The sequence below is a fragment of the Oceanisphaera marina genome, assembly GCF_014643915.1.
GTDB classification, from domain to species: domain Bacteria; phylum Pseudomonadota; class Gammaproteobacteria; order Enterobacterales; family Aeromonadaceae; genus Oceanimonas; species Oceanimonas marina.
Map to the genome: position 1 here is coordinate 52792 of NZ_BMKE01000004.1, position 22049 is coordinate 74840.

Genomic DNA, 22049 nt, shown 5'->3' on the forward strand with positions numbered 1-22049 from the left:
TTAGTTTTGAGCCTCTTTATCATTCATGTTTTGCAGCTGCTCGGGCAAAAATATCGTGGTGACACGGTCTTTACCGCCCTGGCTTTCGGCTTCCATCTGTTCGCGGTCTATGTGATAGCGAATACGGTAGCCGGTAACGATATTGTCGTTCTGCTTGATTTTGGCATCGTTCAACAGCGTTATGGTGCGAGCTTTTATATCGTAATGGATCTGTTTTGCCTCGGCATTGATCGGCTGACCGCTGTCCAGTATCTGATAGTAGGTGGCCGGAGAGCCATGAGCCGTCATGGATTGCAGACCCTTGTCGTTGCGGATCACCACCAGCTTGCTGGCCCGCACATCCATGGTGCCCTGTTTGACGACCACATTGTCGGTAAAGGTCACCTTGTTATCTGCCAGCTCTACCAGTTGACGACCGGCATCTATGGTTACCGGCTGCTTGTAATCAGACTCTTTGGCCTGAGCCAGATTCAGGCTTAATGCCAACAGGCCGCCAATGCTAAGGAGTAACGTACGTTGCCCGGGTTTCATGCAGTAATTCCACCGTTTGTTGATCGATTTTTCCCAGCAGGCCCAGGCCCTGAGCCTGATAGTTGGGGCTGGTTAACTGTACCGCCCGGTTAGAGCGCAACTGGTTATTGATAAAATCCAGTTCCAGGTATTCGGTTGTCAGGGTGTGTACCACCGCATCCGGTTGTAGTCCCTTGCCCACGACGGTGCCGTTCAGCACGGCGTTGTCGTTGGTATTTAAAATGCCCTCGTCACCGCTGAGCCGCCATTCGGGCTGGCCATCGGGCGAATAGAGCAAGATAACAGGTTTTTCCATTAGGGTCATGGCCAGCGGTTCATAGTGCTCCGCATAGTCGGCATTTAACCCGCGATAGGGCAGGCCCAGCTGATTGTATTGTACGCTGGCCAGATTTTTGGCAATAAAATCCGGATGATAGTTCTGCTGGGTAACCGGTTGTTCGGCGGTGGGGTTGAACCATTGCCAGCACGCCAGTGCCACGACAAACAGGCCAGCAAACCAACCGGTTTGACGACTCATATGCTCATTCCCTGGGCGTGCAGCAGCATGCCTCGCGCTTCCAGCATCAGGTCGCATAATTCACGCACTGCGCCCCGGCCACCGGACAGACGGGTTATATAATCGGCTTTTTGCCGCACCAGCGGGTGCGCATCGGCCACTGCGACCCCCAGGCCGCAGTCCAGCATGACCGGCAAGTCGACTACATCGTCGCCGATATAGGCGACGTGTTCCGGGGTGAGCTCAAGATCGGCCAGCAACGCCCGATAGCTGTGCATTTTATCACACTGGCCTTGATAAACGTGCTGTACGCCCAGTGATTTCATGCGCTCAGCCACAATGGATGAATTACGGCCGGTAATCACTGCCACGGCCATTCCCGCATTTTGTATTGCCTTGATGCCAAAGCCGTCTTTGGTGTTAAAGCTTTTGTATTCTTCTCCCTGGTTGCCCAGGTAAATAGCACCGTCAGACAAGACGCCATCTACGTCGCAAATCAGTAACTGAACCCGAGCCAGCTTGCGCCATACCGTGGTGGCAACCGGGCCATATAAACCGGATTCTTCCATTAGATCACTCCTGCCAGTAACAAGTCGTGCATATTGAAGGCGCCTACCGGATGTTGTTCCTCGTCCAGCACCAGCAGGCCGCTGATTTTTTTCTCTTCCATCAACTGTACCGCTTCCGCCGCCAGCATGGTGGCGTGTACCGTGGTGCAGCGTCGGGTCATGACCTGCTCAATAGCAGTGTGGTGCACATCTATCTTCTGATCCAGAGTACGCCGCAAGTCGCCGTCCGTATACACGCCAACCAGTCGTTGCTGATCATCCACCACGGCGGTAAAGCCAAGGCCGGTGCGGCCAATTTCCAGCAGGGCGTCAATAATCAGGGTAGTGAGTGCCACCCTGGGCACCTTGTCGCCTTGATGCATCAGATCGCCGACGCGTAGCAGCAGCCGCTTGCCCAGAGCCCCACCGGGATGGCTGAGTGCGAAATCGTCGGCGGTAAAGCCGCGAGCTTCCAGCAGTGACACCGCCAGTGCATCACCCATTACCAATGCGGCTGTGGTGCTGGCGGTGGGCGCCAGACCCAGGGGGCAGGCTTCTTGCTCTACGCGGGTACACAGATGCACATTGGCCTCGCGCGCCATGGTGGAGGCTGGATTGCCGGTGAGGCACACCAAGGGAATGGCCCGGCGTTTGAGCACCGGCAACAAGGAGATGATTTCGCTGCTCTCACCGGAGTTGGACAAGGCCAGCACCACATCATTCTTGCTGATCATGCCCAAATCGCCATGGCTGGCCTCACCCGGGTGCACAAAAAAGGCCGGCGTCCCTGTGCTGGCCAGGGTGGCCGCAATCTTGTGGGCAATGTGACCCGATTTGCCCATGCCGGTCACTATGATCTTTCCCGTGCACTGAAACATAAGCCGACAGGCATGATTAAAGGCCTGGTCCAGATATTGATAAAGGCCGTCAATGGCCGCCTTTTCAATATCCAGCACGCGCTGGGCCGTTTTCTGGTAGTCAAATTCCACAGTCATATATTCCTCCACAAACAGACCCTATGCGCGGCCATTATAGAAAAGCTTGTGTTGATAAGCGACTGGCAATCGGCAACGCAGACGATGCAAACGCCTATTATTTGCGAGACCCACCACAAAAAAATGGCTTTATTGCATTTCCCAGTCATTTAATGGCGCACCAGGAGGTTAAAAACCGAGTCTTGGTTGCCCATCTACCTGGGAACTCATACAATTCCTTCTTTTCGTTGGGGAATCAGTTTGAGCCAGAACCTTGTTGAAATAAGGGATCTTTGCTTTGGCCACGGTGACCGGCCGCTGTACGACAACATCAATCTGCAGATCCCGAAAGGCAAAATTACCGCCATCATGGGCCCCAGTGGGATAGGTAAAACCACGCTGTTAAGACTGATTGGCGGCCAGATAAAGCCCAGCCATGGCGAGATACTGTTTGATGGCCAGTCGATTCCTGCCATGAGCCGCTCGCGGCTGTATCGGGAACGACAGCGTATGGGCATGCTGTTTCAAAGCGGTGCCCTGTTTACCGGCATGTCGGTCTTCGACAACGTAGCTTTCCCGTTGCGCGAGCACAGCGGCTTGCCGGAAGCCATGATTGAGACTCTGGTACTGATGAAGCTGGAAGCCGTGGGGTTGCGTGGTGCCGCACGGCTCATGCCTTCCGAGCTGTCCGGTGGCATGGCTCGTCGTGCAGCTTTGGCGCGAGCCATAGCGCAAGACCCCGAACTTATCATGTATGACGAGCCGTTTGCCGGCCAGGATCCGATCAGCATGGCGGTGTTGGTCAAGCTGATTGCCGAACTCAATAAAGCCCAGGGGCTGACCTCTATTGTGGTCACCCACGATGTGGATGAGGTGATGAATATTGCCGATTACGCCTACATTATCGCCAATAAAAAAGTGATAGCGGCAGGTACGCCAGAAGAACTGCGACAGCAAACCGACGCGCAACTGGTGCAGTTTCTGCAAGGTCAGGCCGACGGTCCGGTGGCTTTTCATTATCCTGCACCCTCATTCAGGGAGTCATTAACCCATGTTGATTGATGTAATAGGGCGCCTGGGGCGTCGGGGCATCGATGGTCTGACTGCCGGTGGGCGAGCCGGCATCATGCTGCTGCACACCCTGGTGGGACGACCACAGCCGAAAAAGCATTTTCCGTTACTGGTGGAACAATTGCGGGTGGTGGGCGTGCAGTCGGTCGCCATTATACTGGTATCCGGCCTCTTTATTGGTATGGTGTTGGCGCTGCAAGGTTATAACGTGCTGGTGGATTTTGGCGCCGAAGGCATGCTGGGGCCTCTGGTTTCCCTGTCGCTGTTGCGCGAATTGGGACCAGTGGTGACCGGTCTGCTGTTTGCCGGCCGTGCCGGCTCCGCCTTGACCGCCGAGCTGGGCCTGATGAAAACCACCGAACAGCTGTCGAGCCTGGAAATGATGGGTATAGATCCGCTGCGCCGAGTGGTAGCCCCGCGCTTTTGGGCCGGGATTATCAGCATGCCACTGCTGGCACTGATGTTCAGCCTCATTGGTATCTGGGGTGCCAAGCTGGTGGGCGTAGATTGGCTGGGCGTTGACGAAGGGGGGTTCTGGTCTGCCATGCAGGCGGCCGTCGACTTCAAGCAGGACATTATGCAGGGCTTTATCAAGAGTCTGGTGTTTGCCCTGGTGGTGACCTGGATTGCGCTGTTCAATGGCATCGATGCCAAGCCGACGGCAGCCGGGATCAGTCAGGCCACGACGCGTACCGTGGTTCATTCTTCTTTGGCGGTACTGGGGCTTGATTTTGTCCTCACCGCCGTCATGTTTGGATAAATAGTGATGAAATTCAGCAAACTAGAATTCAGCGTTGGCTGCTTTATGTTAGCCGGAATCGGGGCCTTGCTGCTGTTGGCGTTTAAAGTGGCGGGAGTCAGCGTTAACGGCCAGGGGGAAAGCTATACCCTTTATGCCAAGTTCGATAATATTGGCGGACTTAAAGTACGCTCGCCCATCAAGGTGGGTGGAGTCGTGGTGGGTCGAGTCAGTGAAATAAAACTGGATCCTAAAGATCAGGTGCCTGTGGTGACGTTAGTCGTTAGTCGCAGTGCCGGTGAATTTGCCGAAAGCAGTACCGCAGCCATTCAGACCTCGGGATTGCTGGGTGAACAATATCTGGGGCTGAGCCCAGGTTTTGCCGATGAAGAGATGGGTATCGGCATGCTCAAGGATGGCGATACCATTACGGACACCCAGTCGGCACTGGTATTGGAAGAGCTGATTGGAAAATTCATTTACTCTATTGGTGATAACTAAGCCATAGCCCACTCCCTAGGAGCGAATAATGAAAAAATTATTGATGTCAGGATTGTTACTGCTGGCCGGTAGCTGGGCCCCATTAGCGAATGCGTTGGCCCTTGGCGAACCTTATCAGCTGGTGAATGAAGTTGCCCAGAATACCTTTGATCGTCTGGGTAGCGAGCAGAGCAAAATCAAGGCGGATCCGAAATATCTACGCACCATAGTGCGTGAAGAAATGCTGCCGGCAGTGGACGTACGTTTTTCTGCCTTTCGCGTGATTGGCAAACAGCTGAACAACACCACGCCCAAGCAAAGAGAGCAGTTTGTCGATGCATTCAGCGAGTATCTGGTGGTGACCTATGCCGATGCGCTGGCGGCCTACAAAGAGCAAAAGCTTGATATTGGCACCGGCAAGGTGGGGGCAGAAGACAAGTTGGTATCGGTTCCGGTCACGGTATTGGAGACCAACAAGCCAGCCATCCAGCTGGAATTCAAGCTGCGTAAAAACAGCCGTACCGGTGAATGGCGCGTGTTCGACATGATAGCCGAAGGCATTAGTCTGCTGTCGGCCAAGCAGGCCGAGTTGAGTGGCCTGATCCGCCAGAAGGGCATCGATCAGGTGACCAAAGACTTGTATGCCCACACCAACAAGCCAGTGACTCCGCTGGAAAGAAAAGAATGAAACTGACTCGCGAGCTGACTCGAGCGCAATTGCCGGCTTACTGGTCCGAGCGCCAGGCGCTGTTTGCCCATCGACAAGCCGATTTGAGTGAGCTTAAAGAAATAGACTCCATTGGCCTGGCGTTTTTGGTGCAATGGAGTCAAGCACTGGCCGCAGAGCAAGGCCCTTTGGCCTTGCTTGCTCCGCCGGCCAGTTTTTACCCTCTTGCCGATTTATATGGCGTCAGCTCTTTTTTCGAGCTGACCGACAACCCTGCCGGGAGCCCGAATGGAACTGAATAATCAAGTAGAACAACTATTACGGCAGGCACTGCCTTTAGATGAATTGTATGTCAAAAGCGAAGGCAGTCATTTTGAAGTGATTGCCGTATCGGCCGAGTTTGCCGATATGAGTCGCCTCAAGCGGCAACAGGCCATCAATGGCCCACTGCGGGATCTCATTGCCCAAAATACCATTCATGCCCTGACCGTGAAGACCTTTACTCCCGAGCAATGGGCTCGGGAACGCAAATTTATTATGCCTTCCTAAGCGGGAACCGAAATGGATAAATTTAAAATACAGGGACCTTGCCGGCTTGCCGGAGAGGTGACTATTTCCGGCGCCAAGAACGCGGCACTGCCGATTCTGTTCGGCACCCTTTTGTGTGACGAAGCGGTACATCTATCTAATGTACCCAAGCTAAAAGATGTGGATACCACCTTGCAACTGCTGGCCTCCATGGGGCTGAAAGTGGTTGAGCAGGATGACGTTATCGCTATTTCCGGCGCGGTAAACAGCCACATAGCCCCCTATGAGCTGGTGCGTACCATGCGCGCCTCCATTCTTGCCCTGGGGCCCTTGGTGGCCCGCTTCGGCGAAGCCGACGTGTCTTTGCCCGGTGGCTGTGCCATTGGCGCCCGCCCGGTGAACCTGCACATTCACGGCCTGGAACAGATGGGCGCCGACATTCGGGTAGAAGATGGCTACATCAAGGCCCGGGTCGACGGTCGCCTGAAAGGCGCGCATATTCTGATGGATATGGTCAGCGTAACCGGCACCGAAAACCTGATGATGGCGGCGGTACTGGCAGAAGGGCGCACCATTATTGAAAACGCCGCCCGCGAACCGGAAGTGGTCGATTTGGCGAACTTCCTGAATACCCTGGGTGCGAAAATTCAGGGTATCGGGCAGGACACCCTGATCATCGACGGCGTAGAGGCCTTGCATGGCGGCGAATACCGCGTGCAACCGGATCGCATCGAAACCGGTACTTTTCTGGTGGGCGCTGCGGTAACCGGTGGTGATGTGACCTGCTTGAACACAGCTCCGCATCTACTGGAAGCGGTCTTGGTGAAGCTGAAAGAAGCGGGTGCCCTGGTGGAAACCGGTGAAGACTGGATCCGCCTCGACATGACCGGCCGTGTCCTCAAGCCGGTGGATATCAAGACCGCGCCTTACCCGGCGTTTCCTACCGACATGCAGGCGCAGTTTACCGTGCTGAATGCGGTGGCCAAGGGGGTGGGCCGGGTGACCGAAACGATTTTTGAAAATCGTTTCATGCATGTTCCCGAGCTTAACCGCATGGGTGCCAGCATAGAGCTGAATGGTAATATGGCCATTTGTGGCGACACCGAACAGCTGACCGGTGCCACCGTGATGGCCACCGATCTGCGTGCGTCAGCCAGCCTGGTACTGGCCGGTTTTGTGGCCGAAGGCACCACCATAGTGGATCGCATTTACCACATTGACCGTGGCTACGAGTTTATCGAAGACAAGCTCTCGGCGCTGGGTGGCAAGATAGAACGCATCAAAGGCTAAACCCCCGGGATTAGGGATTAGGGACTGGGGAGCGGGGACTGAACTGGTCCTGGCTCCCGGCCTTCGGGTCATCCCGTCAGTAATCCCGACTCCCTAATCCCAATCCCCAATCCCCAATCCCCAATCCCTTTCATTACCGCAGCCGTTGGAAGCGTCTGTCTTCTGCTATGACTATCGGCAGGGTTAACAGCTTGCCATCGCGCAACACAGTGACGTCTATGGTGGTGCCGGGGCGGGTTTCGGCAATCTTGTCCATGGCATGACGGGTGTTACGTACCGGCTGGCCGTCTATTTTCAGTAATACATCTTCCACTTGAATGCCCGCCTTGGCCGCCGGGCCTTGCTCGTTGAGGCCTTCTACGTATAAACCGGTTTGATCTCCCATCTTTAGCAATTGCGCCATCATGGGGGGAATATCGGCGCCACTGACGCCCAGATAGCCGCGGATCACCCGGCCATTGCTAATTAATTCCAGCATGATGCGATGTGCCAGTGCGTAGGGAATGGCGAAGTTGATGCCGTAGCTTTCCTGATGCGCGAGGCTTTGAAAGGAAGCAGTATTGATGCCCACGATTTCACCGTAGACATTGATTAACGCTCCTCCAGAATTACCTGCATTAATGGCGGCATCGGTCTGTAACAAGTCCTGGCGGCCATTGCTGTCGGGCCCCATGCTGGACAGGCCGGTACGACCGGTGGCGCTGATAATACCCTGGGTAATGGTCTGGCCTACGTTATAGGGGTTACCAATGGCCAGCACTATGTCACCTACCTGAGGGTTCAATTCGTCGTCTTGGGGAATGACAGGCAGTTTGGCGGCATTTATTTTCAACACCGCCAGGTCGGTGGGTACATCAAACCCCGTGACTTCACCATTGAGTATTCGGCCATCCTGCAAGGCCACGATCACCTGATCCGCATCGGCAATCACATGATAGTTGGTCAGTACATAACCCTGATCCGACATAATCACCCCAGAGCCCAGGCTGGTGGCACTCAGTTGGGCTGATGCCTCGCCACGCTGAAAGCTGCGGGTGTAGATATTGACTACCGCCGGGCCGGCTCTGCTGGCCGCGTAGGAAAAGCTGGATACACCGACTTGCTGGTTACGCCACCAGTGTTCGAATGGTTGTGTTTTAAGCTGTGGAAACAGCAGCAGCAGCAGCATGGCCATCAGAATACCGAGGGCTGCGGCCTGAAGAAAAAATTTGAGAGATGAGGCTAGGCGCATATAAGGCTTGGCTGATGACGAAAGAGCAACAGCATAACATAAAGACAACAGTTGCGAGTGAGATTGCCTGGCTGAAAAAGGCAAGTGAAATTTGCATCTGCAAGCTGTAAAGGAACGGCAAGCGATAAAAAAGCAGCGCCAGGCGCTGCTTTTGTTAGCTGTCAGTTTAACATTTGGCGTTATTTTATCGCAGCACCAAATAAATGGACGAATTACCACGCTGAATGTTCAGCGCTATCACGTCTGGCTTGCTCTCGATGATCTTGCGCAAATCACTCAAGTCTTTTACCCGCTTGCGGTTGACGCCTATGATGACATCGCCTTGCTCCAGCCCGGAGCGGGCGGCTGGTGAACGTGGAGCGACTTCGGTTATCTTGACGCCCTTGATGCCATCTTCACTGCCGGTTTTGGCCAGAGTGGCGCCTTGCAGCGCTTCATTCAAGGTATCGGCCTCTATATTGTCGTCCTCGGCTCGGGCCAGGGTGACGTCAACCTGTTCTTTTTTGCCATCGCGAAACAGCCCCAGGGTCACTTTTTTATCGGCGCCCATGGTGGCCACCTTGGCACGCAGCTCACCAAAGGAGCGTACCGGCTTGCCGTCCAGGCTGATGATGATATCACCGGCTTTAAGGCCGGCCTTGTCGGCGGAGGAATTCTCCATCACCTGGCTGACGAAAGCCCCATGCTGACTGCGATAGCCAAAGGTGCGGGCCAGCTCAGAGGTCAGCTCTCCGCCCATCACGCCCAGTACACCGCGGCGCACTTCACCAAATTCCACAATCTGCTCGGCCAGGTTTTTCACCATATTGGCAGGAATGGCAAAGCCAATGCCGATGTTACCGCCGCCCGGGCCGAGAATGGCCGTGTTGATGCCGACCAGCTTGCCGTCCAGGTCGAGCAGGGCACCGCCTGAGTTACCCGAGTTGATGGCCGCATCGGTTTGAATGAAGTTTTCCAGGTTTTCCACGTTAAGGCCCGAACGACCCAGGGCGCTGATAATTCCCGAGGTCACGGTTTGCCCCAAGCCAAAAGGATTGCCGATGGCAATGGCAAAATCACCCACGCGCAGCTGATCCGAGTCTGCATATTCGATTTCAACCAGATCCTTGGCATCCACTTTCAGCAGGGCGATGTCACTTTGTTTATCGCTGCCAATCAGCTCTGCTTCGTATTCCTGACCATCTATCAGGGTGATAAGAATCTTGTCGGCATCGGAAATAACGTGATTATTGGTGATCACATAGCCCTTTTTGGCGTCGATGATGACGCCGGAGCCCAGTGCCTGAAAGGGTCTTTCCTGAACCTGTTCACCGGGAATATTGGGACCAAAGAAGAAACGAAACGGCTCGGGCAGTGCCTGACGGCTGACTTTGCTGCCCGAAACGGAAATATTGACGACGGCGGGCGTCACCTTTTCCAATACCGGAGCCAGACTGCGTATATCGCTGCCGGCGCCAAAGGGCAGGGCTGCCTGCGCCTGGGGTATTAACGCCATACTCAAACTCAATGCCAGCGCGGACACTAGAGGAAGTCGTGATTTCATGCAGATGCTCCTAATTCGATAAATGCGTCAAGAAAACTGTTTATTCTGACCCTGCTTGGTCTGTAAGAGTTCCGATAGAGCCTGTATTATTTATGGCTGATATTCCGAGTTTAATAAATTAGTGATATTGCTCTCGAGATCAAGTCCTGGTTTTTATCAGGCTTGCCCCGGCCCGAGTTCTGGCCTTACACTGGCCAGTATTCTTCTGCCTCGCAAGTGCGTTATGTGGCCGCTATGACTCCAAGTAAACAATACCAAGCCGATTTGAGCCGTGACGACTTTGTGCATGACAGCGCTCAGGCCAATGCGGTGGCTCATTTGCAGCGGCTGTTTGACGAATTGCTCGCTCAGCCACCGGCGGCGCCCAAACCCAGCTTTTGGCAACGGCTGACCGGCCATGTTTCTCAGCCCGAGCATTCAATACAGGGACTGTATTTCTGGGGGGGCGTCGGCCGGGGTAAAACCTATCTAATGGACACCTTCTATCGGTGTCTGCCCTTTGATAATAAGCTGAGAATTCATTTTCATCGCTTTATGTTGCGGGTACATGATGAGCTGCAAAGCCTCAAGGGCCAGGTCGACCCGCTGAAACAGGTGGCCGAGCGCCTGGCAAGTCAGACAAAAATTATCTGCTTTGATGAGTTTTTTGTCTCGGATATTACCGATGCCATGATACTGGGCACCCTGTTTGACTATCTGTTTGAACGTGGCGTGATTCTGGTCGCCACCTCGAACATACCGCCCGATGAGTTGTATCGCAATGGCCTGCAGCGAGCGCGTTTTTTACCGGCCATTGAACTTATCAAGCAGCACTGCGAGGTGGTTAATGTAGACTCGGGAGTCGATCATCGGCTGCGAACCCTGACGCAGGCCGAAATTTATCACTCCCCGCTGGATGCCCAGGCGCGTCTTAATCTGGACAATTATTTCTCTCGTCTGAGCTCGGGCTCCGGAGAATGGGAGCGAGAAATTGAAGTCAATCACAGATCTCTGCCGACGCTGGCGTCCGGCGAGGGAGTCTTGTATATCGACTTTCAGCAACTGTGTTGCACCGCGCGATCCCAACATGACTATATAGAGCTGGCTCAGCGTTATCACACCGTGCTGTTGGCCAATGTGCAAACCATGGGACAGGACTGTGACGACGCCGCCCGCCGTTTTATTGCCATGGTGGATGAATTTTATGAGCGGCATGTGAATTTAATCATCTCGGCCGCCGTTCCCATGGGCCAGCTTTACGGCCAGGGGCGGCTTGAATTCGAGTTTAAACGCTGCTTATCACGACTGACCGAAATGCAATCCCACGAATATCTTGCCAGAGAGCACCTTCCTTAGTCACAATACCCGCCCCGGTATCTGGGCATGATGCCGGGAAGGGGTGGGCGAATCTGCTATTTTTGATGGGCATTAAAATTAGCAGGTGATTTTTAAGGCAACTTTACCTATAATCGCCCGGCCCACGTTACACAGCTGTCTAACGGACGGCATCACTGTAAACAGACTCGTACTCGAAGGGGTACATGTTTGCTCGTGTTTTGCGCATGTGCGCAAGTGTATGATTCATTTTAAGTAATTTGGGTTTATCCATGAAAACTTTTGTTGCTAAGCCAGAAACCGTAAAGCGTGACTGGTATGTTGTTGATGCAGAGGGCAAAACTCTGGGTCGTTTGGCTACTGAAATTGCTTCACGCCTGCGTGGTAAGCATAAGCCGGAATATACTCCGCACGTTGACTGTGGCGATTACATCGTTGTTGTTAATGCTGAGAAAATTCAGGTTACCGGTAATAAAGCCGAAGGCAAAATCTACTATTCTCACTCCGGTTTTCCGGGTGGCCTGAAGTCAATCAGCTTTGAAAAGCTGCTTGCTCGCAAGCCAGAGATGGTCATTGAGTCTGCCGTTCGCGGCATGCTGCCTCGTGGCCCACTGGGTCGTGCTATGTTCCGTAAGATGAAAGTCTTCGCGGGTGCTCAGCACAACCACGCTGCGCAACAACCTCAAGTACTGGACATCTAAGGCGGGATTAGGCAAATGGCAGAAACTCAATACTACGGTACCGGTCGTCGTAAAAGCTCTACTGCACGAGTATTCGTGAAGCAGGGCAGCGGCAATATCGTTATCAACAAGCGTTCATTGGATCAGTACTTTGGCCGCGAAACCGCCCGCATGGTGGTTCGTCAGCCTTTAGAACTGGTTGAAATGACCGATAAATTTGATCTGTACATCACCGTTGCCGGTGGTGGCATTTCTGGTCAGGCTGGCGCTATTCGTCACGGCATTACTCGTGCCCTGATGCAATACGACGAGACCCTGCGCGGTTCACTGCGTAAGGCTGGCTTCGTTACTCGTGATGCACGTCGCGTTGAACGTAAGAAAGTTGGTCTGCATAAAGCACGTAAGCGTCCTCAGTTCTCCAAGCGTTAATTGGGAAGACGTTTATATCAAAAGCCCGGGGTTACCCGGGCTTTTTTTATACGTGAAGAAATAGATTGTTCTTCTGAGTAAAACTTTGTTTTAAAACAAACTATAACGCAAAAGAATAATTTATTGACACTTCACCCGAACTTGTAAAAGACCTCGCTTTTCTTTAGAATTTCGGGGTTTTTGTGGCAATTGAAACCATAAAATCCGCCGCAGTTGTCACAAGCCGTCTCGAAGCATGGAACGAACAATAAACGCGCGGAGACCAAATGGGAGAGTTTTTGGATGAGCAATGCGCCAGTTGATACCGGTCGCCGCAGATTTCTGACCTGGTCAACCACAGCTGTGGGTGGGGTCGGAGCTGCATTTGTCGCTGTACCTTTTATTTCCTCCTGGAATCCCAGCGCCAAAGCAAAGGCGGCCGGGGCACCAGTGGAAGTGGATGTCAGCAAAATAGAACCGGGCCAGTTACTCCGGGTAGAGTGGCGGGGCAAGCCAGTTTGGATAGTTCGTCGTAACCAGGCTACCCTGGATGACCTGGCCAAACACGATAACAAACTACGGGATCCAGATTCCGCAGAACCACAACAACCGGAGTATGCTCAAAACGCATATCGCTCGATCAAACCCGAGTTGTTTGTTGCTGTGGGGCTGTGTACCCATTTGGGATGTTCTCCTACTTACTTGCCAGATTCGTTTGGTGAGCAGGTTCAGGGAATCACCTCTGGTTTCTTCTGCCCTTGTCACGGCTCCAAGTTCGACATGGCCGGTCGCGTCTTCCAAGGCGTTCCCGCTCCACTGAACCTGGTGATCCCCCCTTATTATTATGTCAACGATACCTCCATTCTGGTTGGTGCCGACAAGGAAGGAGCCTAAGCATGCTGGGTAAACTCGTATCCTGGATTGACGAACGGATTCCGATGACGGCAACCTACAACAAGCATGTAGGTGAATATCCGGCGCCAAAAAACTTTAACTTTTGGTACTTCTTTGGCTCGTTGGCCATGTTGGTACTGGTTAACCAGATCCTGACCGGTGTCTGGCTGACCATGAACTACAATCCGTCGGGTGACGGGGCGTTTGCTTCTGTTGAATACATAATGCGGGATGTGGAATTCGGCTGGTTACTGCGCTACATGCACAGCACCGGTGCTTCTGCCTTCTTCGTCGTCGTGTATCTGCACATGTTCCGCGGCCTGATTTATGGCTCTTACCAGAAGCCTCGGGAGTTGCTGTGGCTGTTTGGCATGATGATCTTCCTGGTGCTGATGGCCGAAGCCTTCATGGGTTATCTGCTGCCCTGGGGCCAGATGTCCTACTGGGGCGCACAGGTCATCATTTCGCTGTTCGGGGCCATTCCGGTCATCGGCGATGATCTGACCTTGTGGATTCGTGGTGACTACGTTATTTCCGGTGCCACCCTGAACCGTTTCTTCGCCTTGCACGTGATTGCACTGCCTCTGGTATTGGTCATTTTGGTGTTCTTGCACATTGTTGCCTTGCACGAAGTGGGTTCCAACAACCCGGACGGCATCGACATCAAGAAAGTCAAAGACGAAAACGGCTGGCCGAAAGACGCGATTCCGTTCCATCCTTACTACACGGTAAAAGACGTAGTGGGCGTGGCTGGCTTCTTGTTCATTTTTGCGTTCTTTATCTTCTTTATGCCTGAAGGGGGTGGTTACTTCCTGGAAGCGCCTAACTTTGAAGCGGCCAATGGCCTGAAGACGCCTGAGCATATTGCCCCCGTTTGGTACTTCACGCCTTTCTATGCCATTTTGCGTGCCGTACCCGACAAGCTGACCGGTGTTATTCTGATGGGACTGTCCATTGCCGTACTGTTCGTACTGCCCTGGCTGGATCGCTGCAAGGTGCGTTCATTCCGCTACCGCAGCAAGCTGCACCTGTTGAACATTGCTCAGTTCGTGATCTGCTTCATCATCCTGGGTGTGCTGGGAACCTTGCCTTCTACCCCGGCCCTGACCTTGTTGGCGCAGATATGTTCATTTGGCTACTTTGCCTTCTTCGTATTGTTGTTCTTCTACAGCAAGAACGAAAAGACTCAGCCGCTGCCAGAGAGGGTTACATTTAAATGAAGAAGTTAATCATTGCTGTATTCGCCTTTTTGCCGGCGTTCGCCTTTGCCTCTGGCGCGGGTGTCAAGCTGGATCAGGCCAACTACGATCTGAGTGATCAGGCATCACTGCAAAACGGTGCCAAGTTATTCATGAACTATTGTGCCGGTTGTCACAGCACCCAGTATCAGCGTTACAACCGAGTAGCCGAAGATCTGGGGATTCCTGAAGACATCATGCAGGCCAACCTCAACTTTACCGGCGTTGCTGTCGGTGAGTTGATGGAAAACTCGATTCCTGAAAAGGACGCGGCCAGCTGGTTTGGCGCGCCGCCACCGGATCTGACTCTGGTCGCTCGAGTGCGTGGTGCCGACTGGTTGTATACCTACCTGCGTTCTTTCTACAAGGATGACAGCCGTCCCTTTGGCGTGAACAACCTGGTCTTCCCGTCCGTGGGTATGCCTCACGTGCTGGAGCCGCTGCAGGGTAGTGCTACGCTTAAGACGGTAACGCATACGGTTGATGGCAAAGAAGTGACCACCCCTGTGGGTGTTGAAGCCAGTGGCAATGGTGAGCTGACGACCGAAGAGTATGACAATGCCGTACTGGATATTGTCAACTTCCTGGTTTACTCCGGTGACCCGGTCAAACTGGAACGTCATCGCATGGGCTACTGGGTACTGGGTTTCCTGGTTATCTTCTTTATCTTTGCCTATATGCTGAAGAAAGAATACTGGCGTGACGTACACTGATTAGACATCGTCTAAGCTAGGTTTGGGGCGGCAATGGGGCAGAATGCTTCCATTGCCGTTCCTATTTGTGATTTGCGGAGGATTCAATGGCAGTTGCGGCTAATAAGCGCTCTATCATGACGCTGTTTTCGGGCGCCGATGATATTTATAGCCACCAGGTACGTATTGTACTGGCGGAAAAAGGGGTTAGTGTCGAGATCAGTCAGGTAGAGCTGGATGCGCTACCCGAAGATCTGCTGGAACTGAATGCTTACGGCACTCTGCCGACCTTGGTCGACCGAGAGCTGGTGCTTTATGAGTCAGACATCATCATGGAATATCTGGATGAGCGTTTTCCTCATCCGCCACTGATGCCGGTGTATCCGGTTGCCCGTGGCAAAAGCCGCCTGATGATGCATCGCATCGAGCAGGACTGGTACTCTCTGGTCAAGCGTATTCAACGTAACGAGAAAGCGGATGAAGCACGCAAGGAATTGCGCGAAGCTCTGCTGGCAATTGCACCTGTGTTTGTTGAATATCCTTACTTCATGAGCGAAGAATTCAGCCTGGTGGATTGCTACATGGCTCCCTTGCTGTGGCGGTTGCCGTCTTTGGGTATCGAGCTGTCTGGCCGTGGTGCCAAAGAGCTTAAAGGCTACATGATCCGTCTGTTTGAACGTGAGTCTTATCAGGCGTCCATGACGGAAGCCGAGCGCGATATCGGCGGCAAGATTTAATTATGGATAATCTGACACCGAGCCGTCCTTATTTATTGCGTGCCTTTTATGAGTGGCTGCTGGACAACGAGCTGACACCGCATTTGCTGGTGAATGCCGAGCTGCCTCATACTTCGGTACCGCAACAGTATGTAAAAGATGGCCAGATAGTGCTGAATATCGCACCGCAAGCGGTCGTCGGTCTGCAAATGGATAACGACGCTGTCAGCTTCAGTGCGCGTTTTGGTGGTTCACCATTTCAGGTTTATATACCCATGGCGGCTGTAGTGTCGGTTCAGGCCCGTGAAAACGGTGCTGGCACCTTTTTCCCGCCAGAGCCTGCTTATGAGGAATGGCTGGCCAGTATCGACGAGCCGGCAGCAGCTGATGCTCCGATAGCCGATACCGACCCGGAAGATGATCCTCCTGCTCCTAAAAAAGGCAGACCCAATCTACGGGTGGTTAAATAAAAAAAACGCAGCCAACAGGCTGCGTTTTTTTTATGGACGAGAAGATGGGCTTGAGACCGCAATAAAGCCAATTCTGTTAACGCAGAACAGGCTAGGCTGCCAAAGCGTGAAAAGAGAAGGGCGGTGTGTTGTAGCCACCCACTGATATTTTATGTATCGGCCTTTTGAGCACTGAAACTATCGATGATTCCTTTCAGCTGCTGCGTCAGCTCTGTCACCTTGTAACTGGTCTGCATGCTGTTGTGCGCGTGGCCCGAAGTGCTGGCGGCGGATTGACTGATTTTGTGTACCTTCTCGGTGATTTCGTTGGATACACAGGACTGCTGTTCTGCGGCGCTGGCTATCATCATGTTCAAATCGTTGATGGTGCTGATTTGCTGGGTGATTTCATTCAGCGATACTTCCGAGGTTTGGGTCTGCTCTACGCCGTTTGATGCCAGAGTGGCACTTTCGGCCATGGCTTCCACAGCCAGGCGAGTGGTATTTTGCAGGCGTTCTATGGTTTGCTCTATATCGCCAATGGAGCCTTGAGTACGACCGGCCAGGCTGCGTACCTCATCGGCCACCACGGCAAAGCCTCGTCCCTGCTCTCCGGCGCGCGCTGCTTCAATGGCGGCATTCAACGCCAGCAGGTTGGTCTGTTCGGCAATGTTGCGAATAACGGTCAGCACCGCACTGATCTCGTTGCTGTCTTTTTCCAGAGACTTGATGATCTGTGTGGTCTCTTGCACCTTGTTGGCCAGGTTCGCAATCTGCTCGCTGGTACTTTGCACATTATTGCGCCCCGAGCTGGCGACCTGATTGGCTTCACTGGCGCTACCCGAGGCATCCGTAGTGTTACGGGCAATTTCGGCCACGGTTGAGGTCATCTCGTCCAGTGCGACGGCAATCTGGTCAATGTCTGCTTCCTGGCGGCTGATTTCAGCCTGGGTATTACTACTGGACTGTTCGGCATTGCTGGCCTGGTTCAGCAACTCATTGGCGGCATCGCCTACTCGGCCCAGTGCGGTTTTCAGTTTTGCCTGCAATACCTGAATGGTGAGCTGCAGCTGGCCAATTTCATCTTGTCGACCGGTGTAAATCAGGGTCGCCAGTGGGTTATCAATGATGTCGCGTGAGCTATGCTCCAGTTGGCGCAGCCCGGTGGTGTAATAGCCGACGCCGAGCCAGGCCCCGATCAAGGATATGCCAAAACCGATGCCGAGAGTCGGTAGCTGTTCGGGCATCAGTACTGCCAGCCCGGTAAACACGCTTCCGAGCAGCAGGGTCATCATGCTGTTGAGTTTGTGATGCAGCCCGAGTCTGGCCCATATGTTGCGCCCTTTGGACTTGGCATCTTTGTTGGCAATCAGTTGTGGGTAGATTTTTTTTGCCCGTGCCACGCACTCCGGGCTGGGTTGTCTGCGAATAGAGTCGATACCGGCCAGCCTGCCGTCATTATACTTGGGAGTAAAGTACACATCGGCCCAATAGTGGTCGCCATTGCGACAGCGGTTTTTAAGAATGGCGACATAGGCTTTGCCTGCCTGCAGTGAGTCATAAATATCAGAAAAAATAGAGGGAGGTACGCCTCCGGCTCCCAGGTGCATTTGCAACTGGCCGATAATATCTGCTTCAGCATAGCCAGAAAATTCATAAAGCTGGTCATTACAATAGGTGACCTTGCCTTTAAGGTCGGTGCTGGAAATCAGAACACCATGCTTGCTGATAGTGCGTTCCGTACCGGTGAGCGGTGTCTGAGATGTCATAAAGAAAACTCCCTGTATTTTCCTGTATATCCGGTTCAGGCGTTGCCACCTGCATATTTGATGTCAGGCAGATGCAGCGCTGTTTTCACGGTAAGAGCAGGCTTCAGTTTGATCCGTTAAGCTGAAGGCCGGTTATTCGACGATAAAGCATGAGGTCGACAATAGTTAATACGTGTCGTAGCGAACGGTAACGGTCACATGCAGTCGAGTGTCAATAATGGAGAGGTTTTTTGGCTATATCAACAATTTAAAGGTTCGAGGGGAGCGATTGATACAGATAGGGAGAAGAATCTGGCTTTGGAGTACCACAGGGAGACCGAGCTCCCTGTGGTATGGGTCTACGGGGCGGCCTGTACAAACTCAAACACGGTAATGACGCGTTGTACGCCATTGATGTTGCGGGCGAGCTGTACCGAAATATCGGCTTCTTTCTGGGTCACCAGACCAATTAAAAATACTTCGCGGTTTTCCGTGACCACTTTTATTTTTGTGCCATCGAGATTTTTTTCTGCCAGCAAGGTGCTTTTCACCTTGGACGTGATCCAGGTGTCCTGGCTGCGCGCCGTGACATCCAGCGGCTGGCTCTGACGAACTTCATTAAAGACCTCGGTGACACCGGGGACGCCTTTGACTATATCTTCTGCCTGCTGGCGATAGGCTTCGGTGGGAGCCTGACCCAGCAACAGGCTTTTGCCATTGGTGGTGATCACCACCAGGCGGCTGTCATCCCACAATGGCTTGGCGTTGCCCAGGCGATGGGTGGCACGCAGGTCGATGGTTTGATCGCTTAGCTGGGTGCCTACGGTTCTGCGATCGGTTACCGAGCCAATGCCGGTTCCGGCGCCGGCCAGCATGACGCCGGCACAGGCCTGCAGCAGTAATAAAGGTACCAGAACAAGGAGGTATCTTGGTTTCATTCTTCGTCTTCCTCTTGGGGGAACAAGGTACGATCGATGAGATCACATAAGCAATGCAGGGTGAGCAGATTAACCTCATGAATACGCGGTGCTCGCAGGGCAGGCACACGGATTTCCACGTCGTTGGGACCCAGCAATCCGGCCAGTTCACCGCCATCGCCGCCACTGAGTGCCACTATGGTCATGTCCCGGCTTAATGCTGCTTCTGCTGCCTTGATGAGGTTGCGGCTGTTGCCGCTGGTAGAAATGACCACCAGTACATCGCCTTCCTGGCCAAGAGCGCGGATCTGGCGGGAATAGGCTTCATCAAAGTGCTGATCGACGGCAATGGCGCTGATGCTGCTGGTGTCCAGCGTCAGGCAAATAGCTGGCAGGGCAGGGCGCTCGGTTTCGTAACGGTTAATCAGCTCGCTGACGAACAGCTGTCCAAGGGCATTGGAACCCCCATTACCACACACCAGTAACTTGTTGCCGTTAAGCAGGCACATCACCATCATTTGCGCTGCGGCCAGAATATCGTCGGGCAGTGCCTCGGCGGCGGCAATTTTGGTTTGGATGCTCTCCGTAAAACTGGCTTTTATTTCTTCCTGCATTAGCTTTCCTCAAAAGGCATTAGGTATCCAGTGAATATCGCTGCCTTCACAGGCCACCAAATCGAATCGGCAAGGCTGTTGTGATTCATTCAGCCCCCTCGATTGTAAATAACTGTAAGCGGCCCGGCGCAGCTTTTGCTGCTTGGCGGGCGTGACGGAAGCGGCTGCCCCCCCAAAATGACTGTTTTTGCGATAGCGTACTTCCACAAAAACCAGAGTGTGACCGGCCCGCATGATCAGATCAATTTCTCCGAGCTTGCACAGATAGTTGCGCACTTGCAGCTCCAGCCCCTGGCCAAGCAAAAACTGCTCGGCGCGTCGTTCAAACTGGTCGCCTCTACTGCGGCTGGTCGAGAGCTTGCTGCTCTGCGTCGAGGTTTTGCGGTTGTTCGAGGTGTTGCTGCCAGTCGCCATCCTTGTACTCCATCCATTGCAGTCGCCGCTGCACCACGCCTTGATCGCTGATGCTGAGCTCTCCGGTCAGTCCGGGGACGGCGGCGGAGCCCATGCGCAAATCCGTCAATTGCGGTATCAGTGCCTGTGCATCATAACCCAAGGCAAATAACCGTAACCAGGTGGCATTGCTGGCGGGCCAGAGCCGCTCGACTTCGCCCATGAGCTGCGGAGCACTGCCAAATAACCAGGGCATATCTGCCAGCTGCAGTTCATTCAGTTCGCTCATGGGAGCTTCGCCGCCGGGAATATAGCTACGCGAGGTTACATAAGTAGGCAGTCGTTTGCTGCGGCTGTCTCTTACAAAATCAAAGTAAGGCAAAATAAAGCGGGTTTCGGTGGCGTTGGATGCCATGAATACCGAGTCGATGGGGCCGGCAGCCGGTGCCACGCCTGCACTCTCTATCGGCTGAATGACGCCTGCTGCTGCCTTAGCTGGTTGGCTCCTGAGCGCGCGACGCACATCTGCTTCTATGGATTGCTTGCTGCTGAAATAGGCAAGGCGCGCCGCCTGTCCGCTTTGTTGCTGCCAGCGGGTGTTGAACTCGGCGGCAGCACGGCGTCCCAGTTCGTTATCGGGAGCGAATACCAGCGGCTGTCGATGGCCCTGTTCCCACATATACAGGGCGGCTTCTGCGGCTTCCGCTTCTGGAGACAGCGAGAAGTAATAGCGATGCGGCAAGTCGACGAACTGGGCGGGCATATTCAGGGCCAGTTGCGGAATCGCCGGATCCAGGCTGGCCAGTGACTCGATATTTTCCTTCAGCAGCGGACCAAGAATAAAGTCGGCACCTGTTTGTTGAATCTGTTGATAAAGGCTGCTCATGTCGGTGCCATTGGTATCAAAGAAGCTGAGCCGGGATGACTGGCCTTGATGGGCACTGGAAATGCCATTGCGAATGGCATCGGCCTGGGTTGCCAGCTTGCCGCTGAGCGGCAGTAATACGGCAATGTGGCTAGGCTGGTAAGCGTCAAGTTCGAGCTTGGCCTCATCATCAACGCCTGCGGGAAGGTATTGGCTGGCGGGGTGATCCGGATAGCTTTTATACCAGGAGTGCAGTTGCCAGTTACGTTGCGCAGGCTCGGTACCGGTGGCGTTCAAGATTGCCATCAATCGCAGCCAGCCGTCGACCTGCTCGCTGTTGTTGGCGTTCAGCGCCTGGCGCAAGCTTAAGGATGACTCTGCGGCCAAGAGGCTGTGAATGCGTTCCAGATTCGCTTGTTGTTCCGGACCGCTCAGCAGCGGATGCCGTTCAATCAGCATGTTGGCGGCAGCTATGGGCTGGTTTTGCTGTTCGAGCCGGTTGGCCTGCAACAACAGATAATAACTGCTGGCATCAGGAGTCAGGACGCGCTTGTCGATGCCCGTCAGCAGCTGCTCGGCCAATGGTAGCTGTTTGGTGGTTAGCGCCACCTGAGCTTCCAGTAAACTGAGTATCGGCGCTTGTGCCGGCACGGCATTCTTCTGTAACTGCGCCAGCTGGTTTTTGGCCGCCGTCACGTTATCTTGTTGCAGCCAGGCGCGTATGGCGAGCACCTGCCAGGTAAAGGCATCGGCTTGCTTGGCGGTTTTGGCCTGTTGCAAATATTGTTCGCCAGACCACTCTGTGGTGGTGAACATGCCGGGCGCCTTCTCGGGCAGGCGTTGTTGCATGGAGCCGGTGCCACAAGCCAGCAGCATAGATGAAAGCACCAGGGTGCATAATAGCCGTGTTACACTATTGCGTTGATGTTGTGTTGCCAATCCCTTTAATCCCAAGCTGTGTCATTCTAGTCCTAAGTGTAATAGGGCCATGACGGTGAAACAATTACTTACACAGGAGTCCCT

General features: G+C 53.7%; 26 protein-coding genes. 15 read left to right on the forward strand and 11 right to left on the reverse strand.

Annotation, left to right across the window (positions count from 1 at the left end; genetic code table 11):
* From lptA to IEW52_RS03570, 4 genes are read right to left on the reverse strand one after another with little or no spacing between them, the layout of a single operon-like run.
* The gene (gene lptA, locus IEW52_RS03555; RefSeq protein WP_188628707.1) at positions 1-531 is read right to left on the reverse strand and encodes a lipopolysaccharide transport periplasmic protein LptA; all 531 of its coding nucleotides are present in this window, start codon (positions 529-531) and stop codon (positions 1-3) included.
* On the reverse strand, positions 500-1048 hold the full coding sequence (lptC, locus tag IEW52_RS03560) for an LPS export ABC transporter periplasmic protein LptC (protein WP_188628708.1): 549 nt from the start codon (positions 1046-1048) through the stop codon (positions 500-502). The genes lptA and lptC overlap by 32 nt, the downstream gene beginning before the upstream one ends.
* The gene (gene kdsC / locus IEW52_RS03565; protein WP_188628709.1) at positions 1045-1596 is read right to left on the reverse strand and encodes a 3-deoxy-manno-octulosonate-8-phosphatase KdsC; all 552 of its coding nucleotides are present in this window, start codon (positions 1594-1596) and stop codon (positions 1045-1047) included. The genes lptC and kdsC overlap by 4 nt, the downstream gene beginning before the upstream one ends.
* A complete protein-coding gene (locus IEW52_RS03570) occupies positions 1596-2570 on the reverse strand; it encodes a KpsF/GutQ family sugar-phosphate isomerase (protein WP_188628710.1) in 975 nt (324 codons plus the stop codon). The genes kdsC and IEW52_RS03570 overlap by 1 nt, the downstream gene beginning before the upstream one ends.
* Positions 2571-2810: 240 nt before the next feature.
* Here IEW52_RS03570 and mlaF point away from each other — a divergent pair, with 240 nt between their 5' ends.
* From mlaF to murA, 7 genes are read left to right on the forward strand one after another with little or no spacing between them, the layout of a single operon-like run.
* Positions 2811-3611, forward strand: coding sequence for a phospholipid ABC transporter ATP-binding protein MlaF (gene mlaF / locus IEW52_RS03575; protein WP_188628711.1), 801 nt, complete (start codon positions 2811-2813; stop codon positions 3609-3611).
* Complete coding sequence (gene mlaE / locus IEW52_RS03580) at positions 3601-4380, forward strand: lipid asymmetry maintenance ABC transporter permease subunit MlaE (RefSeq protein ID WP_188628712.1); 780 nt, start codon at positions 3601-3603, stop codon at positions 4378-4380. Before mlaF ends, mlaE begins: the two co-directional genes overlap by 11 nt.
* Before the next feature lie 6 nt (positions 4381-4386).
* Positions 4387-4860, forward strand: a complete 474-nt coding sequence (gene mlaD / locus IEW52_RS03585) for an outer membrane lipid asymmetry maintenance protein MlaD (RefSeq protein ID WP_188628713.1) — start codon at positions 4387-4389, stop codon at positions 4858-4860.
* A gap of 25 nt (positions 4861-4885) precedes the next feature.
* On the forward strand, positions 4886-5527 hold the full coding sequence (gene mlaC / locus IEW52_RS03590; RefSeq protein ID WP_373286214.1) for a phospholipid-binding protein MlaC: 642 nt from the start codon (positions 4886-4888) through the stop codon (positions 5525-5527).
* On the forward strand, positions 5524-5808 hold the full coding sequence (locus tag IEW52_RS03595) for an STAS domain-containing protein (protein WP_188628715.1): 285 nt from the start codon (positions 5524-5526) through the stop codon (positions 5806-5808). The genes mlaC and IEW52_RS03595 overlap by 4 nt, the downstream gene beginning before the upstream one ends.
* Complete coding sequence (locus tag IEW52_RS03600; RefSeq protein ID WP_188628716.1) at positions 5795-6055, forward strand: BolA family protein; 261 nt, start codon at positions 5795-5797, stop codon at positions 6053-6055. Before IEW52_RS03595 ends, IEW52_RS03600 begins: the two co-directional genes overlap by 14 nt.
* Before the next feature lie 12 nt (positions 6056-6067).
* Complete coding sequence (gene murA, locus IEW52_RS03605; protein ID WP_188628717.1) at positions 6068-7324, forward strand: UDP-N-acetylglucosamine 1-carboxyvinyltransferase; 1257 nt, start codon at positions 6068-6070, stop codon at positions 7322-7324.
* A gap of 133 nt (positions 7325-7457) precedes the next feature.
* On the opposite strand, the gene degS is transcribed toward murA, so the two are convergent.
* Together degS and IEW52_RS03615 are read right to left on the reverse strand one after the other, a co-directional pair.
* A complete protein-coding gene (degS, locus tag IEW52_RS03610; protein WP_188628718.1) occupies positions 7458-8555 on the reverse strand; it encodes an outer membrane-stress sensor serine endopeptidase DegS in 1098 nt (365 codons plus the stop codon).
* Between the two features lie 184 nt (positions 8556-8739).
* Entirely contained in the window at positions 8740-10098 is a 1359-nt protein-coding gene (locus IEW52_RS03615; RefSeq protein ID WP_188628719.1) for a Do family serine endopeptidase, read from the reverse strand.
* Between the two features lie 234 nt (positions 10099-10332).
* Here IEW52_RS03615 and zapE point away from each other — a divergent pair, with 234 nt between their 5' ends.
* The 8 genes from zapE to IEW52_RS03655 all read left to right on the forward strand — a co-directional run bounded on the left by zapE (position 10333) and on the right by IEW52_RS03655 (position 16510).
* A complete protein-coding gene (gene zapE, locus IEW52_RS03620; RefSeq protein WP_188628720.1) occupies positions 10333-11433 on the forward strand; it encodes a cell division protein ZapE in 1101 nt (366 codons plus the stop codon).
* A gap of 251 nt (positions 11434-11684) precedes the next feature.
* Positions 11685-12113 carry a 50S ribosomal protein L13 gene (gene rplM / locus IEW52_RS03625; protein ID WP_188628721.1) on the forward strand — a complete coding sequence of 143 codons (429 nt, stop codon included), beginning with the start codon at positions 11685-11687 and terminating at the stop codon, positions 12111-12113.
* A 15-nt stretch (positions 12114-12128) separates the two neighbouring features.
* Positions 12129-12521 (forward strand): 30S ribosomal protein S9, encoded by a 393-nt coding sequence (gene rpsI, locus IEW52_RS03630; protein WP_188628722.1) that lies wholly within the window; start codon positions 12129-12131, stop codon positions 12519-12521.
* Positions 12522-12803: 282 nt separating this feature from the next.
* Positions 12804-13394: a ubiquinol-cytochrome c reductase iron-sulfur subunit gene (gene petA, locus IEW52_RS03635; protein WP_188628723.1), complete on the forward strand. Its 591-nt coding sequence runs from the start codon at positions 12804-12806 to the stop codon at positions 13392-13394.
* A 2-nt stretch (positions 13395-13396) separates the two neighbouring features.
* Positions 13397-14614: a cytochrome b gene (locus IEW52_RS03640; RefSeq protein WP_188628724.1), complete on the forward strand. Its 1218-nt coding sequence runs from the start codon at positions 13397-13399 to the stop codon at positions 14612-14614.
* Entirely contained in the window at positions 14611-15345 is a 735-nt protein-coding gene (locus IEW52_RS03645) for a cytochrome c1 (RefSeq protein WP_188628725.1), read from the forward strand. Before IEW52_RS03640 ends, IEW52_RS03645 begins: the two co-directional genes overlap by 4 nt.
* Positions 15346-15431: 86 nt before the next feature.
* Positions 15432-16061 (forward strand): stringent starvation protein SspA, encoded by a 630-nt coding sequence (gene sspA / locus IEW52_RS03650; protein WP_188628726.1) that lies wholly within the window; start codon positions 15432-15434, stop codon positions 16059-16061.
* A 2-nt stretch (positions 16062-16063) separates the two neighbouring features.
* A complete protein-coding gene (locus tag IEW52_RS03655; RefSeq protein WP_188628727.1) occupies positions 16064-16510 on the forward strand; it encodes a ClpXP protease specificity-enhancing factor in 447 nt (148 codons plus the stop codon).
* A 149-nt stretch (positions 16511-16659) separates the two neighbouring features.
* Here IEW52_RS03655 and IEW52_RS03660 read toward each other — a convergent pair whose 3' ends face one another.
* From IEW52_RS03660 to IEW52_RS03680, 5 genes are all read right to left on the reverse strand, one after another.
* Positions 16660-18258 (reverse strand): methyl-accepting chemotaxis protein, encoded by a 1599-nt coding sequence (locus IEW52_RS03660; RefSeq protein ID WP_188628728.1) that lies wholly within the window; start codon positions 18256-18258, stop codon positions 16660-16662.
* A 338-nt stretch (positions 18259-18596) separates the two neighbouring features.
* Positions 18597-19175, reverse strand: coding sequence for a division/outer membrane stress-associated lipid-binding lipoprotein (gene dolP / locus IEW52_RS03665; protein ID WP_188628729.1), 579 nt, complete (start codon positions 19173-19175; stop codon positions 18597-18599).
* The gene (locus tag IEW52_RS03670) at positions 19172-19768 is read right to left on the reverse strand and encodes a D-sedoheptulose-7-phosphate isomerase (protein WP_188628730.1); all 597 of its coding nucleotides are present in this window, start codon (positions 19766-19768) and stop codon (positions 19172-19174) included. The genes dolP and IEW52_RS03670 overlap by 4 nt, the downstream gene beginning before the upstream one ends.
* A gap of 9 nt (positions 19769-19777) precedes the next feature.
* Entirely contained in the window at positions 19778-20182 is a 405-nt protein-coding gene (locus tag IEW52_RS03675) for a YraN family protein (protein ID WP_188628731.1), read from the reverse strand.
* On the reverse strand, positions 20106-21902 hold the full coding sequence (locus tag IEW52_RS03680) for a penicillin-binding protein activator (RefSeq protein ID WP_229667773.1): 1797 nt from the start codon (positions 21900-21902) through the stop codon (positions 20106-20108). The genes IEW52_RS03675 and IEW52_RS03680 overlap by 77 nt, the downstream gene beginning before the upstream one ends.
* Positions 21903-22049 lie beyond the last annotated feature (147 nt).